Genomic DNA, 16,390 nt, shown 5'->3' with positions numbered 1-16,390 from the left:
ATCCAGATCCTTCGACTACGTGCTACGCACTCCGCTCAGGATGACACATTAGTGTCATTCCTTAATGTGTCCGCACTTGTCGCAGGTAAGCTTGTAGCTGTTGTCGGGATCGACAACCATCACGCCGTCGCATTCCGGCACTTCGCACGGGAGTTCCCCGGGCATCACTTCGCGGTAAGTTTCCTTATCCATTTTACAATTCCTCACTAGATTCTTCGACTTCACGCCTGCGGCGTTTCGCTAAGAATGACACAACAAACCTACGCTTCAATTTCCTTCAGGTAACGAGCGAGGGCATCTTGCCACGTGGGGAGCGGTTTGAATCCGGCTTCCACAAGTTTGCTCTTGTCAAGCCTGCTGTTGAACGGGCGCGCCGCCTTGCTGAGGCCGTATTCGGCTGTAGTTACCGGAACAACCTTCGTCGCCATGCCAGCCTGCCTGTAGATTTCGCAGGTAAAGTCGTACCAGCTGATGAACCCGCCCTCGTTCGTAGCATGGTAATAGCCGTACTTTTCGGTCTCGTTCATGTCGATGAGCAAGCGAGAAAGGTCGAGCGTGTAGGTGGGCGTTCCAATCTGGTCGTTCACCACGCGCACGGTATCGTGGGTCTTACCCACGTTGAGCATCGTCTTGATGAAGTTCTTGCCGTTGAGGCCGAACACCCAGGCGATACGCACAATAAAGTACTTTTCGAGAGTCCCGCTCACGGCGAGTTCGCCTTCGAGCTTTGTCTGGCCGTAAACATTGAGAGGCTTGTAATCCTTGCAGTCGGGCTTCCAGGGTTCCGTTCCCTGGCCATCAAACACGTAGTCCGTGCTGATGTAGGTCATCTTGCAGCCGAGTTTCTTGCAGGCATTCGCGATGTTCTGCGTACCGCCCGCGTTTACCGCACGCACCTTCGCGACATTCGCGTCGTCCTCGGCCATGTCCACAGCCGTCCATGCCGCACAGTGAATCACCGCATCCGGGTTCACTTCCGAAATTGCCTTCTCAACAGCCGCAGCATCCGTAATGTCGAGCTGCACGTAAGGCATCGTCGTCACGGCAGAACCGTCGGCAACTCCGCTATAGGCCGGAGCCATATCCGAGCCCACGCCCGTATGGCCACGCTTCGCAAGTTCATTCATCACGTCGTGGCCCAGCTGGCCACCCACACCTGTCACAAAGAATTTCATAGTAAAACCTCTAGGGAGAATATAGAAAATCTATCCCTAGCCAAGCACGAACTTCTCGATAACCTCGGTGATTCCCGAATGGTTGTTGTCGTTAACCGTCACGTAGTCGGCAATGTCTTTAGCCACCTGCGAGGCGTTCGCCATCGCGACACCGGTACCTGCCGCCTCTATCATCGGGCAATCGTTCTCTTCGTCTCCCACCGCAATCGTATCGGATAGCGGCACCTTGTAGAAGTCGGCCATAAAGCGTACCGCAGTTCCCTTGTTGCTCTGCATGTGCGAGAACTCGAGCATCTCGGGCTTGCTGAACACGTCAAAGAGCTTGCCCTCGGTAGTCTTGCGCATCTCGGTGCGGAAATCCACGAGGCCAGAATGTTCGAAAGGCGTAATGATATTCACCTTGATGGGCGGCTTCACCACTACATTGACGAACTCGCCGTAATACTCGCGGATGTCCTTCACGACAACGTAACCCATCTTCATCAGGCGGCAATACGTCTTGAGCTGTTCCGTCTCGTATTCCGAAACAACAAGGTCGCCCGAGTAGGTGTGCGCGTGCATCCCGCGGGCATGCGCGGCATCCATGATGGCCTTGACCTCGTCGACGGGAATGTACCGCGTGAGAATCGGCTTCTTTGCGCCGCAATCGTAGATGAGCCCGCCGTTGAAACTCACGAGGAAAAATCCCGGTTCCAGGAACCCGTACTGTTCCGCCAACTGCTTGACGCTCGTGAGCGGCCGACCTGTAGTCATCACGAACTTGTGTCCCGCATCGATCATCGCGCGGATAGAGCGCATATCGGTTTCCGAAATGCGCTTGTCGTCGGTCAGGAGCGTGCCGTCAAGGTCTGTGAACAGGATTTTCATCGCGGGCAAATATAGAATTAGTCCTTCACGCAACGGACAGAATAAGCGCAGTACACAAGGACGTGAGGCAGCTCTGCATAGTCGTTGTCGTAGTACAAACTCATTTGGTACGCATTTCTGCTATCGTACGCAGTAGAACTCCAGAAAAACGCGTAGTAGCGCTCACTGTAATACCCAGAGCCACCCCTGCCAGCAGGCAGCGCCGAGAACCCAAAATCATCCGTGCCATTGCCATTGCTAAACCACCCAGACGTTGACTTGAGTTTTGTTCCAGCAGTGGAAGAATCGCCGACTGCAGTGCACAAAGTTTTCCACTCTATTTTGCTGGGTAGATGCCAACCTGTGGGGCAAACGCCACGCACGGGATAAGTCGGCGAGCACCTCTTGTCATATCCGCACCCCTTGCCGTTCGTACTCCATATACCAGCACTATCCATGGCGTCACTCCATAAATAAAGGCGACCGTACTTGGCGCAGTTGCTGGTGTAATCGTTGTAGCATTGGCTATTCGACGTTTCGTAGTTCAGGTTCTCCGCCATCCATACTTGGTCACCAATTTTCACAGTCCTGTAAGTTTGGCCGTCACGTTCGTCCTTAAAGCAGTTCTCGTCTGTTTCAACATTACACTGATCCCTTTTATCTTCAGGATCAGACGACTTCGCAGAACTGCTGTTCGTCATGACGGACAGAGCCTGCTCTGAACTTGATGAATGAAATTCGCCATCTCCCCTATTGCTACTAGATTCAGCACTGCTACTGGACACGTTTGTCTCGCCATCGCTCGACTGCAATATAATACTAGACGAAGATTTCGCCAAACTGCTGGACATAACAGAAGAAGACGAATCGCCGGAAGGCTTCGTTGCGAAATCGCTGCCGTCATCGCCACAGGCGACAAAGAAAAACGCCAAGAAAAGTGCAAATGCAAAATGTATGGATCCTCGCCTTCGCGAGGATGACAACAGTCCAGGATGACACCATAAATTTGTCATATTTCCTCCTATTATATTTCAAAAATATAATAAAGAGGAATTTAAAGTCATGGGCAATCAGAAGAACATATCTCCAAAGCGGACGATGACGCCGGCAAACACGACGCTCACCATGGTCATGAGCTTGATGAGGATGTTGAGCGAGGGGCCCGCGGTATCCTTGAACGGGTCGCCCACGGTATCGCCCACCACGGCAGCCTTGTGCGTATCGGAGCCCTTGCCACCATAGTTGCCCTTCTCGACAAACTTCTTCGCGTTATCCCAGGCGCCACCCGAGTTATTAAGCATGGTGGCAAGCGCAAACCCGCTCGCAAGCCCGCCGGCCAACAGCCCGAACACGCCCGCTACACCCATGAATAGGCCCACCAGCACGGGCACGACCACCGCAAGGATAGACGGCACAATCATCTCGTGCTGGGCACCCGTCGTCGAGATATCCACGCAGCGCGCGTAGTTCGGCTCGGCGGTGCCCTCCATGATTCCCGGAATCTCGCGAAACTGGCGGCGTACCTCCTCCACCATAGCACTTGCAGCACGCCCCACCGCCTTGATGGTGAGCGCACAGAACACGAACGTCATCATCGCGCCGATAAACAGTCCGCCGAGCAGCATGGGGTTCATCAGGTTCAGGTTGTATATCTGCATGAAGTCCGCGTAATTTACCTTGTTCGCGACCATACCGAGCAGGTCGCCGTTCTCGGCAATCGCACGCGTGCCGCCATCCAGGAACTTGACGCCAGCGACTCCCGAAAGCGCATTCGCAAGGTCGCTCGCGCCGTTCGCAAACGCGACGGAGCCCACCTTCCACACGCCCTCCGCAGAGGTCGCGAGGTGCCCGAGCCAAATCTTCACTTCTTCTACGTAAGAAGCGAGCAGCGCCATCGCGGTAAGGGCGGCAGAGCCAATCGCGAATCCCTTGCCCGTCGCGGCGGTAGTGTTCCCGAGCATATCGAGTTCGTCGGTACGGGCGCGCACTTCGGGGTCGAGGCCCGCCATCTCGGCGTTGCCGCCCGCGTTGTCGGCAATCGGCCCGAAGGCATCGGTCGCAAGCGTAATGCCGAGCGTGCTGAGCATACCCACCGCGGCAAAGCCCACGCCATAGAGGCCCATCGCCATGTTGTCAAATCCGCCGGAGCAGCCAAACGAGAAGATGATACCCACCACAATCGTTACCACCGGGAGCCCCGTGGAGAACATGCCGACGGAAATGCCGTCGATAATCGTGGTCGCAGCCCCGAGCTTCGCCTGGCCCGCAATGCCGCGCGTGGGCTTGTACGCATCGGAAGTGTAGTACTCGGTAAACTGCCCGATAAGGATTCCCGCGGCAAGGCCCGAAAGCACGGAGCCGAATATGCCCATCGATATGAAGTCGAGTTTCACGAGCACGAGGAGCGCCACGAGGATAAGCACCGAGGAGCCAAGCGTCCCCGTAAGGAGCGAACGCAACAGCGACTTCGTGTCGGCGGTTTCCTTCGTGCGCACCGCAAAAATCCCCACGAGGGAAAGGACAATCCCGATTGCCGCCACCACCATCGGGGCGATTACGAGCTTCATGCCGCCCATCGGGAGGGCCGCCCCGAGGGCAGCCGTCGAGAGTATGGACCCGCAGTAAGATTCGTAGAGGTCGGCGCCCATCCCGGCGACATCCCCCACATTGTCACCGACGTTATCCGCAATGGTCGCCGGGTTGCGCGGGTCATCCTCGGGGATGCCCGCCTCGACCTTGCCCACAAGGTCGGCGCCGACATCGGCCGCCTTCGTGTAAATGCCTCCACCCACGCGGGCGAACAGCGCCTGCAGGGAGGCACCCATCCCGAAGGTAAGCATGGTCGTAGTGATTTCCACCATCTTCGCGTGCGCCCATTCTGCGTTATTCACCATATCAGCACTCCAGGCCCCGAGCGAGAGCTTTGTGGCCACATCGGCGCCGAAATTCCACACGTTGTTGTCGTAGATGTAGTTGAGCGCAAAGAACCAGGCCGAAATATCGAGCAGGCCGAAACCCACCACCACGAGCCCCATCACAGCACCGCTCCGGAACGCGATGACAAGCCCGCGGTTCAGGCTGCTGATGGCGCCATTCGCCGTACGGGAACTCGCGTATGTCGCGGTTTTCATGCCCAAAAAGCCACAAAGCCCGCTGAAGAAGCCACCCGTAAGGAAGGCCACCGGTACGAACGGGTTCTGGATGCCCATGACGGCAAGCACCACGAATACCACGAAAAGCACGGCAAATACGATGGAGACCGTCTTGTATTGCCGCCGCAGGTAGGCAAATGCACCCACGCGCACGAAATGCGCAATCGCCTTCATCTTGCGGGTGCCGTCGGGTTGCCGCTTCATGAAGCGGTAGAAGAATAACGCCATGGCGAGCGCAATCAACGCTGCAACCGGAACCAAATACCAATAGCATGGAATAGTAAGCATAGAGACCTCTTTTTTACTAGACCTGGCCGGCATCCGACGACCTTATAAAGAAATCTATACCCAAAAGAGCCGAAAAGGACTATTTTTTTTAAATTTTCCCTCCATGTTGGAAAGCCTCAACCTCCATTTCGCGTTCTACGACTGGCTGCTCGTGTTCATGGTGACCGCATTGGGCGTTTTCAGCGCCTACACCAAGGACCCGCAACTCAAGGCCGTAGCCGCCACCATCCCCATCCCCTGCGGGTTCGCCTACATAGCCGTCGGGCTCCCGATGGGGGCCGCAAACGCCATTTCGGGGTTTATGTGCTTTCTCTACGTGCATATCGTGCGAATCCTCCACTACAAGGTCAAAATCCCGATTATTCCCTCCATCGCGCTCGGACTCGCCTTCTTTGTCGCCCTCGGCACCTTCCTCATGCCTATCGTCCCCGATACCGAGGCCATGTTCCTCGGGGTATGCGCATTTGATTTCATCGTAGGAGTAATCTTCTTTCAAAAGCAGAAGTACAAGTCCGGCGTACGCTACAAGACCCCGCTCCCCGTGTACATCAAGGCCCCGGCCATCGCGGGTGTCGTCTCGGGCCTCATGGTCATCAAGCACCTCATGGGCGGGTTCTGCACGAGTTTTCCGATGATGAACTCCATCGTGAGCTACGAGAGCCGCTACTCCTTGGGCGACCAGTGCAGGCAGCTCCCGCTGTTCCTCATCGCGGGCCCCATCATGTTTATCGAGATGCGCTACCTCGAAATATACCTCCACCTGAACCACTGGATAGTGCTCCTGTGCGGGTACGCCCTGTTCGCGTGCATCTACTGGCCGCTGAACCAGGAACTCAAGCGCCGCAACGAGCGCGCCGACGCATCGTATTCGGGCGAAAAGAAGTGAAAATTGCCACAAAAGGGCGTTTTAGGGCACCTTTTGCCAAATTTTTACTTGTAAATCGGGGTAGAATAAATTAGATATAGAATTATGAAAAAATTAGCAGTTCTCCCCATTTCCCTGTTTGCTGCACTCGCCCTCACCGCCTGCGGTGACGACAGTTCCAGCGGTCCCGACAACACGACCCCGAGTTCCGGCATCGAGCAGCCAGGTTCTTCCGACGGTACCGACCCCACATCTTCGGCAGGGCCAGAGGGAACTCTCCCCGGCACGTCTTCCGACGGCATCGAACTTTCTTCTTCCAGCATCGCACCGGTCGACCCGGGCACGACATCTAGCGGAAGCACCACGCCGACGGTAGAATTCACGACCGAAGCGGTCGCGCTTCCGGACATGGGCTGCGTCACCGAACCCGTAACCTTCGGTTCGGGCGTAAAGGTCACCTGCAACGGTGAATTTGCGGGTAACATCCTCGACGACAGCGACACCTCCCCGTTCGACCCGAACGCGGCCGCCTACACGAGCTTCGTCGGCATCCAGAAGGTTTTCGCGGCAATCCAGCCGACCGACAAGGCCGTTTTCATCCTCCGTCACGCCCACCGTACCAAGTCTGAAGAAGGCGGTCTCTTGACTGGCCTCGGATACATCCAGGCTAGCGAAGTCGGCAAGAAGATTGCCAGCACCGAAGAAATCAAGTTCTGGCATTCCGAAATCGAACGTACCCTGCAGACCTGCATGGCTATCGCCCAGGGCCGTGGCCAAACCACCATTTCGCACACCGCTCTAGCCGACCTGAACGGCGGATGGTTCGAAAAGGATGCCGCAAAAATTGAGGAATACAACGCTAGCGTTGCAACCACGTACGATGTCGTTTCCCGCTGGGCCTACAACGAATACACCGACCCGACAATAAACTATAACGACGGCTTCTACGACCTCGACACCCGTGGCGCGCAGTTCATGAACGAAATCATCCTTGCGCAGGTTGCCCCGCAGAGCCGCATCAGCGTTGTGATCTCGCACGACCAGATGCTCTACCCGCTCGTCGTCTACGCGACAAACAGGATGCTCGAAATGAAGCACCACGAAGACAAGAGCTGGCTCAACTTCCTCGCGGGCGTCGCCGTGATTATCCACGCCGACGGTTCCGTCAAGTACGTGCCGGTCATGGGGCTTGACGAAGGTACGGTGCAGTCGTAGGCCATTCCGGGCATGGACAGCCTGAACCTCAAGATAATCGCACGCATCAAGAGCGACTTTCCCGAAAAATTCGGGATACCCAGGCAGAGCGGGCTTGCACCCGCCCTGCATTCTGTTATACGGTTCGAGCCTGAATTCAGGAATGCGGACGCACTCCGCGGGCTGGAGGGATTTAGCCACCTGTGGCTCCTCTGGATTTTTTCGGAGAACATGCGCGAAACCTGGAAGCCGACAGTGCGCCCGCCCCGCCTCGGCGGGAATACGCGACTCGGGGTGTTCGCCACCCGCAGTAGCTTCAGGCCGAACCCGATTGCGATGAGCTGCGTGAAGATTGAGGAAATCCGCCTTGAGGGGAACGACGGGCCGGAAATCGTCGTGAGCGGCGCCGACCTTATGGACGGCACCCCCATCGTAGACATCAAGCCCTACCTGCCCTACGCGGACTCTGTCCCGAATGCGGCGGGCGGCTTTGCTGAAAGCAGGCGCTACGACAACCTGCAGGTCGAAATCGCACCGGAGATTCTCGGGCACATTCCCGAAGACAAGCGGGATGCGCTCATCCAGGTTCTGGAACAGGACCCGCGGCCCCACTACCACGACGACCCCGAACGCATCTATGGGATTGCGTTCGCCGGAATGAACGTGAAATTCAAGGTAGCAGGCAAAGTGCTTACCGTAACCGGAATCGACAAATAAAAAGCCCCGAGGCTTGCGCCCCGGGACCTACTCGAACACTACCCTATCACTCCATTCCAAGCCAAACCCAAGGTTGCCTCCTAACCGGCTTTTCCTTGTTTGCGATTAGAGTTCGCGTTCCAGTATTCTAATTACTTTATCTGAACCTTCTGCACGGAGCGTTCGGAACCGACCTGCACGGAGAGCATGTAGCTGCCCTGCGGGAGCCTTGCGGTATTGAACCCGAGCGAACCGCCTGCAAAACTGTCACTGAAGTCGAGGACGGCCTTGCCCTGCATGCTGAACACCTTAGCGACAATCGGACTCTTTTCCATCGCGACCGGGATTGTTACCTTGCCCGCATTCACGACAGCCTTGCCGATAAAGCGCGACTGGGCCTGCGGCACATCGATTGCCGTAGGATCGACCGTACCGATATAAGAAGAGGAGTACGACGGCCAGCCGTGATGGCGGCTAGAGCTGGACGATTCCACTACAGCCTCGCTCGAGGAACTCTCAACGACAGCTTCACTACTGCTTGATTCGGCTGCAGTCCCGACAGGCTTGACCTTGTCGCCCAGCACCTCGATCATCTTTTCGGCATAGCGCTTGCCGAAGTCGCGGTATTCCTGTGCGGTAAAGTGCACGTTCTGACCATCGCCCAGAGCCTGGTTGAAACCTTCGGAAGAGACCACGTAGAAGTTCTTGGACTGCTGCGGGAGTTTTGCGATGTTGTTGTTCGCTCCGGCACTGCTACCGCTGCGCAAGACCTCACCCGCGAGGAACGGGATATCGTTACCGAGCCCCAGATCCTTGACGATGTTGTCGTAGACGCTCTTGACCTTGGAGGGCCACTGGCCGTTACCGGCATCCGTTTCGCCCTGGTGGAAGATGATGCCCTTGATGACGCCGACTTCCTGCGCTATCTTGCCCATCTCGATCAGGCGGCCATAGGGATTGCCTCCGTATTCGTTAATGCGCTGGGTCATCCAGCTCTGCTGCGACCTCGCATAATTTGCGTAGTTGTTCTTGTCAAACAGGTCGATACTGCATCCTGCAACAGCCACCACGATGACACCCACCTTGATCTGGGAATCCGTTTTTTCGACCATGGTACGACCAAAGTAGTCCGTGGGGCCGAGTTTCGCTCCCTGACAGTGCGCCAGCGGAGGCACGGCAGTAGACCATTTGCCCTTGGTCTTGCCCGAGCAGGAACCGTTATTGGCGGCCCAGAGAACCTGGAAACGTTCATCGACAGTCTTGTCCTGCTGCCCGACATCGCCCTGACCTTCCATGTTGGACTGGCCAAACGCGAGATAGATGTGGAAGTTCGGGTCCGGAGCAGCGTATACAGCCGTAGCGGCGCACGCTGCGAGCGCCAAAGTCTTAAGATTCATTTTTTACTCCATAAACAACATAGGCCCATAACCCAAGCCTACAGGAGTTAAAATAAATACAAATCGGGGTCACTTGACGTCCAAAACAGCAAATTCCGTTGTATAAAAGAGCAACACCAGCCCCTTTTTGCCCCAAAATTTATATATATTCCTAAAAAACATTCCCGGAGGAATACTATGAAGAAAATTTTCCTGACCGCCATCGCCGCAGCGAGCCTCTGCTTCCTTTCTGCCTGTAGCGATGACGAAAGCGAACCGACCCTTGAAGAACTCTGCGCCGCAGGCCTGAACGAGGACTGCCTCGTAGGCACCTGGAACCTAAACGGCATCGAAACCATGGACGGCTCCCAGGTATGGCACAATTACGGGACAGCACCGAGCACGCTCGTCATTACCGACGACGGCAAGTTTGAATTCACGTTCACCACGAGCAACGTTTCTGAAATGGCATCAAGCGGATGTGGCGGAACCAAGACCTACGGCAGTTGGGAAATCCTCGGCGCAAGCCTCAAGATCAAAATCGGGCGTTCCGATTGCCTGATTACGGGACAATCCTACACGCTTACACCGACCCTCAGCGTAACCAACCTCAACTTGAACAAGGTTGTGTTCCACGAGAACGACATGACGGACGCGCTCACGAAGGCGAACTCTACTGAGAACTTCGTCCGCGTGATGCAGTAGTCTGGTACCGGATATTACACGAGAAGCCCCGCCGCAAGCGGGACTTTTCTTTTTTGCACCGAAGGGGCCGCCGTGCGAGCCCCTCCCTAGTCTCATACACTCCAGCGCTGCTCCTCGTACTCCCGAAGGAACTGAATCGCAGACTGTATACGTGCCTGCATCTTTCGGGATACGCGCGAATCCCTTACGCCCGCAGGCATTTCGCTTTCGCAGCGGGCAAGGAACGCCCCGACAGTCTCGCCGGGATGGCGAACAAGCCCGATTCTTGCAAGCGACTTTTCCGCAGCCTCGAGCCCTTTAACCCAGTGCTGTACGGACTGCGCGTAACCCGCTTTCGGCCTGCGACGGCGAAGCGTACGTACCGTCTGGAATGCGATGATGGCAAGGGCAATGCACGCGAGGATAATGTAAAACAGCGTACTCGAAAGAATATTCTGAACAGTATCTTGCCAAGAACTCAGCGCAAGCCTCCATTCCCCGTCACGCAGCACATGGAATATGCGGGCACTCCGTGCACGGATGGATTCAAACCTCATGTCAAACCAGGAGGGGCGATCCATCTTCACCACGAACAGAGGAGGCGTCGGGTCAAACGTTGCCCAGGTTCCCATGTTACGCATTTCTACCCATGCATGCGACGAATTGCGGCGGAATATGGCATACGGGCGCCCCGGCTCAACTTCCGGGCGGGCAAAACCCGTCACATAACGAGCCTTGATTCCAGCACGGCGCAACAGGAGCACAGACAACGTTGCATAATACTCGCAATAGCCCGAGCGGGTCGCCCAGAAGATACGCAGCGGGTCGGAATGCGGGGCAATTTTGCCTTCGGCGACGGCCCTGGATTCGTCGACCCTCAAGGAATACGCAAAGTGGTTCAGGAAATAGGAACGGATTGCGTCGGAATAGGCTACCGGCTTCAAAAGACCCGGATACTCGGCAAGCGTATCGAGCCCCATTTCCATCGCAACCGTATCAAGGAAGCCTGCGAGGGGCGCAAAGACCTGCAGGTAGGCGCTATCGGGCACATCTCCATAACCGCTATGTGTGGAATTAGGGTCGGCGGAATCCGTCGGCATATAGTAGAACCAGTCTCCCCGCCGGGTTTCGCCCTGCTTGAACACATTCGACTTGAAATACTCCACAGAATCCGCATTCTTCACGGCAACGGCAACGGCTTCGTAAGGGGCGAAAACAAACCCGAAATTGTCGAGCGCGGACTGCACCCACACCGGGCGCGAACTATCGGCAGACGCTGCGGAATCTCCCTTTTCAAAAACGGCGTAATCCACCTTGTAGCGCGAAGCGTAGAGCATGCGGTCGTGGTGTGCCGGAAGTTTCCAGATGCCACCCACGTATTTTTCGTACACGGCAGCGCGCATGTAGGTAGGCGGAAGGCTGTCCCAGACGCGCAATACGACTTCGCGGTTATACTTGCCCGCAAAGTTGGATTCGAACGACCCGAGCTTTACCACAGGGTCAAAACCCATCAGGTGGCGCTTGGCGTAGTAGTCCGCCATCCTTTCGGCGCGGTTATGCCCGTGCAACTGCCAGTATTTTAGCCCACCGAACGAAACTGCCGAGAGCCCCAGGAACAACAACAGGAACAGCGCGTGCTTCCACCACTTGACTCCAGGACGTGCATAGGCATGCAGCAGGAGCAACAACGCAAAGACATTAAGCAAGACTCCATAGCGCGATGCCTGAAAACAACTGAGCAGCAAGACGGCAACACCGTTGAACAGCACGAAAACATCGTAGCCGCCGTTCCCGAGACTGCGCTTCTGCAAATACGCTAGCGAAAGCAGGTAATACGCGGGGATGAACACGAGCCACGGCGACATCCCGTATTCCATCTCGGGGCTAAGCACCCACCAGATGGCGAAGGGAACGATTAGCCCGTAGGCGACAGACTTGCGATAGGGCGGCACGCGCGACGCATCGTAGCGAAAAAGGAGAATTATGAAGGCTGCGACAAAGACAATTCCGAGCCAGGGCAATTCCGAAGAGAGCCCCAGGTTCAGCGAGGCTGCGCAGAGGAGGATAGTCTTCGCCTTTTCGCGGAGGGAGAACTTTCTCATAGCGAGACCTCCCCCGCATCCAGGTTTTCTGCGGGCACCAACAAGGTGTCGTCGCGCGATTCAGCCGGCTTGTCGCAAACAACGACCTGCTTGTTCACAAGCGGGTCGGCTGCCGCAAAGAGCCCCACGCGGAGCACGGGCCCCATCGGGCGCGCCGCGGGCGACCAGAGTTCCGGCTCGCGGGCAGATTTTTTCGTTCCGCGACTCGTTTGTCTCGGGCTCCGAGATGTTTGTTTCGGGTCGCGCGACCGTTTATCGCGAGCATCTCCACGCGAATAGATTTCCGCGCGGGGGATGCGCGCAAGCGTTTCGAGCAGCGCGCTTTCCGCGTGCGTGCCCGCAATCGAAATTTCATCGTCGCACACAAAGAGACGCCCGAGAATCCCCCGGTCAACAAGCCACAGCCCTATTCCCGCCGCAAGCCTGATCATCGGTTCCAGCAGGGACTTTTCGCGCAGGTTCCGCGCCCGCGTATCGATTACGAGCACCACGCCCGCGCCGCGTTCGCCCTCAAACTCCTTGGTGAACGGCCTCCCGTAACGGGCGAACGCCCTGTAGTACAGGTCGCGCAGGGAATCGCCCTCGCGGTATTCGCGCACGCCCGCAAAATCGAGCCCGCGCATAAAGTTGCTCATCAGGAGCGGCACGAATGCAAGCCCGCTCTGGCCCGCCGTCAAAAACGGGAAGGCGACAAGCTTTTTCGGGCGCGGGTAAACAAGCAGTTCCGCCTCGCCCACCCTGAACGGAAAGCAGAGCATGCCCTTGATTTCGGGAACGGTGAGCGAAACCTTCGGGATGCGGTAGGCCCCCCGGAACCTGGTGCGGATGCAGGCCCGCAGTTCGCCCGTCTCGCCCGCGGGTAGCCCGCGGATTTCCGGAGAGTTCTCGCCAGCGAGCGACGGGTCCATGCGGGAGCACGAAGCCCACACGCAATCTATTGCGGTTCCGGCCTGGAGGTGCACGGAGACGTAGGCGTTTTCGCCCTCGGTGGCGTGCTCGATGCGGGAAATTGTACCCGAGACCTTTGTCTTTTTCGCCGTGAGGAAGAGCGACGGGACCAGCGAGAGGAAGAAGAGGAAAACGAAACCCGAGAACACCCAGGCGGCCCAGAAGCCGGCGAATGCACCCGCGAAAATCGAGAAGAGGAACAGGGCGGCGCAGGCGCGGCCCGGGTACGTGAAATACTCCCCCCACACGTAGTAGAGGCGCATCAGGAGGCCCGCACGCTTGGGCGCACGGGGTATTGCACCCAGGAACCAGCTCAAGAATCGGCGCATAGTTCCCCGCGGTTCTATTTCGGGATTTTCACTTCGCGTACGATGGATTCAAGAATCCGGCGACTCGCTCCCTCGCCCGCATCCTTCGGGAACACGCGGTGTTCCATGACCGGGTAGAATACCTTCTGGATATCATCCGGATTCACGAAGTCGCGCCCCGCGACATAGGCCGAAGCCCGCGCCATCTTCACCAGGTTGAGGCCGGCGCGGGGGCTTGCGGCAAGGCGCACGCCCGCGTCACTGCGGGTCGCCTGCACGAGCTGTACCGCATAGCGTTCGAGCGCCTCGTCGATATGCACCTTGCGCACATTCTCGCGAGCCACAAGAATCTCCTGCACGTTCGTAACCGGTTCCAAGCGCGAAAGCGGCGTGCCTTCGCGGTGTTCGTGCAGTATCTGCATTTCGGTTTCGAGAGTCGGGTACCCGATGGAGAGCCGCACCATAAAGCGGTCCATCTGCGCCTCGGGCAGCGGGAAAACCCCGTGGAACTCCACCGGGTTTTCCGTCGCAAGCACAAAGAAGAGTTCGGGCAGCCTGTGGGTCTCACCCTCCAAACTCACCTGGCGTTCTTCCATCGCTTCCAAGAGCGCACTCTGCGTGCGGGGGGATGCGCGGTTAATCTCGTCGGCCAACAGCACCTGCGTGAACACGGGACCCTTGCGGATTTCAAAATCTCCGGTATTCGCCCTGTACACGGCGCCCCCCGTAACGTCGGCCGGCAGCAGGTCGGGCGTGAACTGGATGCGGGCAAAGTCCGCCCCTATGGCCACGGCGAGCGCCTTCGCAAGCGTCGTCTTGCCCGTACCGGGAACATCCTCGATAAGCACGTGACCGTCGGCAAGGAGCGCCATCACGAGCATTTCAACACTTTCGTGCTTGCCAAGCAGCACTGAATCGAGAGCATCCAACAAGCGCTTCACCATAACTTACCTGCCTATCTAACGTGAACTTTCCAAAAAATCCGGGCCTACACGCCCTGGCTCTCGCGGTACTCGCCACCGAACGCCATACCGCTCAGCGAAAGGATGGGCGGGAACTGGATGCGTTTTGCCACGGCAATGCCGCGGAATCGCCTGTGCCAAGCACGCATGTCTTCGAGCGCATCGGCCTTCGTCTTGAAAAGTTTCTTGAAGTACTTCGGGTCCGCCCCGATTTCCCTGCAGAGAGTTCCCTTCTCGAGCAGTTTCTCCGTATCCTCGAGACCATGGTTCTGGTCCACCCAGTAGGCGAACAGCCTGTCGTGATACGGATACTTGATCGGGTCGCCCTTGCCCTCGTCCACGTTCATCGCCTCGCTGAGTTCCGCACTCGCCGGGATATCGATGGAGGCCTTCGGGATAATTTCTTTCTTGCGGTTGATGTAGCGGGCCAGTTCGTACACCTGCGTCTTCCACAGGTCACCGAGCGCGCACATCACGCCGCAGCTGTCGCCGTAAAGCGTGCAGTAGCCGGCAGTGGCCTCGCTCTTGTTGCCGTTGCAGGTGACACCGGCGCCAAGCACGGAGGCAACGGTCAGAAGCACCGAAGCCGAACGCGTACGCGCCTGCAGGTTCTCGTAGTTGAGGCCTTCCACCTTGATTTTCCTATCGCTACGGACAAACTCGCACTTGCCAAGGCTATCGCAGACCGCATTCAGCATGTCCGAAATCGGGGCCACCATGTAGGGCGTCTTCAGGTTCTTTGCGAGGTCGCGGGCCGCATTCTTCGTCGTGTCGGAATTGAAGCGGGTCGGCATGTTCACGAGGTACACGTTCTCGGGCCCAATCGCCTCCGCATACAGCACCGCAGACACCGCGCTGTCGATACCGCCACTTGCACCGATGACCATGCGTGCGATATGGAACCGCGCAAGGTTCTCGCGAATCATGTACACGAGCGCATCGTGAATCTGGGCAATCGGTTCCGCCACCTTCGCGGACTTCGGTGCGGGCTTGCCGTTCAGCGGCAAAGCCTTCACCTTGCCGTTCCTGATTTCGACGAGCGCCTCGCCCGCCTTGAACTGCTCCATGCGGAAAACTTCCTTCCCGCTCACATCGTAGACGCGACTTGCGCCGTCGAGTGCGTAGATATTCTTTCCGGAATTTTCGGTCCCCACCGCGTTCACGTAGATTACGGGCTTCCTGTTGTCCTTCGCGAACACACCGCAGACGGCATCCACCTCGCTTTCCTTTTCCAGCGTAAACTGCTGCAGGCCGGAATACACCTCGAAATCATGCTCCCAGCCGTCCATATTGCCGTTCACGTAGTGGTTGTACATGCACACGTCGAACTCCTCGCTGCAACCCACCAGAATTTCGATACCCTTCGAGAGTTTCTGCAAGGCATTTTCCGCATCGCAGCAAGCCTTCTGGAACGACCATTCCGTATTCCTCGAGCCGAGCCCCTCGTAATTCCCGGAAACGGCACAATCCGGGAACACGACCATTTCCGCACCCGCCTTCTTGGCGCGCGCGACAGCGGCCTTCATCGTCTTGAAATTTTCTTCCGGCTTTCCCGGAACCACGTTCATCTGCGCTATATAAACCTTCATGGCAAGCCTCTTATATACTCAATCCAATCATAGGAAATTTCACGCCCTTTATCTACGACAAATTCAATATTTTCCTATAATTAAAGAGGTATGCCCGTAGAATTCCTACAGCAGGAACCTTCCGGAGGTTCCAGCCATGCAACCCGCCTCGTGATGATGTACGACGGGTCGGGTAGGCGCATATCCAAGACGGCGATGCGCATGG

At 57.1% G+C, this 16,390-nt stretch carries 14 protein-coding genes; 4 read left to right on the top strand and 10 right to left on the bottom strand.

Features of this window, described 5'->3' with window-relative positions:
* Nucleotides 1-54: 54 nt before the first annotated feature.
* From BUB22_RS16595 to BUB22_RS03805, 5 genes are all read right to left on the bottom strand, one after another.
* Nucleotides 55-192, bottom strand: coding sequence for a hypothetical protein (locus tag BUB22_RS16595; RefSeq protein ID WP_175547229.1), 138 nt, complete (start codon nucleotides 190-192; stop codon nucleotides 55-57).
* Between the two features lie 68 nt (nucleotides 193-260).
* Entirely contained in the window at nucleotides 261-1,175 is a 915-nt protein-coding gene (rfbD, locus tag BUB22_RS03820; protein WP_073114006.1) for a dTDP-4-dehydrorhamnose reductase, read from the bottom strand.
* A gap of 36 nt (nucleotides 1,176-1,211) precedes the next feature.
* Nucleotides 1,212-2,042: a Cof-type HAD-IIB family hydrolase gene (locus BUB22_RS03815; protein ID WP_073114005.1), complete on the bottom strand. Its 831-nt coding sequence runs from the start codon at nucleotides 2,040-2,042 to the stop codon at nucleotides 1,212-1,214.
* A 17-nt stretch (nucleotides 2,043-2,059) separates the two neighbouring features.
* The gene (locus BUB22_RS03810) at nucleotides 2,060-2,953 is read right to left on the bottom strand and encodes a fibrobacter succinogenes major paralogous domain-containing protein (protein WP_254794622.1); all 894 of its coding nucleotides are present in this window, start codon (nucleotides 2,951-2,953) and stop codon (nucleotides 2,060-2,062) included.
* Nucleotides 2,954-3,091: 138 nt separating this feature from the next.
* Entirely contained in the window at nucleotides 3,092-5,461 is a 2,370-nt protein-coding gene (locus tag BUB22_RS03805; RefSeq protein ID WP_073114004.1) for a sodium-translocating pyrophosphatase, read from the bottom strand.
* 103 nt (nucleotides 5,462-5,564) lie between these two features.
* Here BUB22_RS03805 and BUB22_RS03800 point away from each other — a divergent pair, with 103 nt between their 5' ends.
* The 3 genes from BUB22_RS03800 (at nucleotide 5,565) to tsaA (ending at nucleotide 8,237) form a co-directional block, all read left to right on the top strand.
* Nucleotides 5,565-6,347, top strand: coding sequence for a hypothetical protein (locus BUB22_RS03800; RefSeq protein ID WP_072811436.1), 783 nt, complete (start codon nucleotides 5,565-5,567; stop codon nucleotides 6,345-6,347).
* Nucleotides 6,348-6,431: 84 nt separating this feature from the next.
* A complete protein-coding gene (locus BUB22_RS03795) occupies nucleotides 6,432-7,541 on the top strand; it encodes a histidine phosphatase family protein (RefSeq protein ID WP_073114003.1) in 1,110 nt (369 codons plus the stop codon).
* A 12-nt stretch (nucleotides 7,542-7,553) separates the two neighbouring features.
* Nucleotides 7,554-8,237 carry a tRNA (N6-threonylcarbamoyladenosine(37)-N6)-methyltransferase TrmO gene (tsaA, locus tag BUB22_RS03790; protein ID WP_073114002.1) on the top strand — a complete coding sequence of 228 codons (684 nt, stop codon included), beginning with the start codon at nucleotides 7,554-7,556 and terminating at the stop codon, nucleotides 8,235-8,237.
* A gap of 131 nt (nucleotides 8,238-8,368) precedes the next feature.
* On the opposite strand, the gene BUB22_RS03785 is transcribed toward tsaA, so the two are convergent.
* Nucleotides 8,369-9,613, bottom strand: coding sequence for a sialate O-acetylesterase (locus BUB22_RS03785; protein ID WP_073114001.1), 1,245 nt, complete (start codon nucleotides 9,611-9,613; stop codon nucleotides 8,369-8,371).
* Nucleotides 9,614-9,790: 177 nt separating this feature from the next.
* Here BUB22_RS03785 and BUB22_RS03780 point away from each other — a divergent pair, with 177 nt between their 5' ends.
* Nucleotides 9,791-10,297 carry a lipocalin-like domain-containing protein gene (locus BUB22_RS03780; RefSeq protein ID WP_072811446.1) on the top strand — a complete coding sequence of 169 codons (507 nt, stop codon included), beginning with the start codon at nucleotides 9,791-9,793 and terminating at the stop codon, nucleotides 10,295-10,297.
* A gap of 92 nt (nucleotides 10,298-10,389) precedes the next feature.
* Here the strand turns inward: BUB22_RS03780 and BUB22_RS03775 are convergent, their stop codons facing one another.
* Genes BUB22_RS03775 through nadE form a run of 4 tightly spaced genes read right to left on the bottom strand, consistent with a single transcriptional unit; the run spans nucleotide 10,390 to nucleotide 16,185 of the window.
* The gene (locus tag BUB22_RS03775) at nucleotides 10,390-12,378 is read right to left on the bottom strand and encodes a transglutaminase-like domain-containing protein (RefSeq protein WP_073114000.1); all 1,989 of its coding nucleotides are present in this window, start codon (nucleotides 12,376-12,378) and stop codon (nucleotides 10,390-10,392) included.
* Entirely contained in the window at nucleotides 12,375-13,655 is a 1,281-nt protein-coding gene (locus BUB22_RS03770) for a DUF58 domain-containing protein (protein WP_083535367.1), read from the bottom strand. Before BUB22_RS03770 ends, BUB22_RS03775 begins: the two co-directional genes overlap by 4 nt.
* A 14-nt stretch (nucleotides 13,656-13,669) precedes the next feature.
* Nucleotides 13,670-14,578: an AAA family ATPase gene (locus BUB22_RS03765; RefSeq protein ID WP_073113998.1), complete on the bottom strand. Its 909-nt coding sequence runs from the start codon at nucleotides 14,576-14,578 to the stop codon at nucleotides 13,670-13,672.
* Between the two features lie 44 nt (nucleotides 14,579-14,622).
* The gene (gene nadE, locus BUB22_RS03760) at nucleotides 14,623-16,185 is read right to left on the bottom strand and encodes an NAD(+) synthase (RefSeq protein ID WP_073113997.1); all 1,563 of its coding nucleotides are present in this window, start codon (nucleotides 16,183-16,185) and stop codon (nucleotides 14,623-14,625) included.
* Nucleotides 16,186-16,390: the final 205 nt, after the last annotated feature.

This window comes from Fibrobacter sp. UWCM (genome assembly GCF_900129735.1).
Lineage (GTDB): Bacteria > Fibrobacterota > Fibrobacteria > Fibrobacterales > Fibrobacteraceae > Fibrobacter.
Note: the sequence above shows the minus strand (reverse complement) of the source record. Positions and strands in the feature narration are given on the sequence as shown.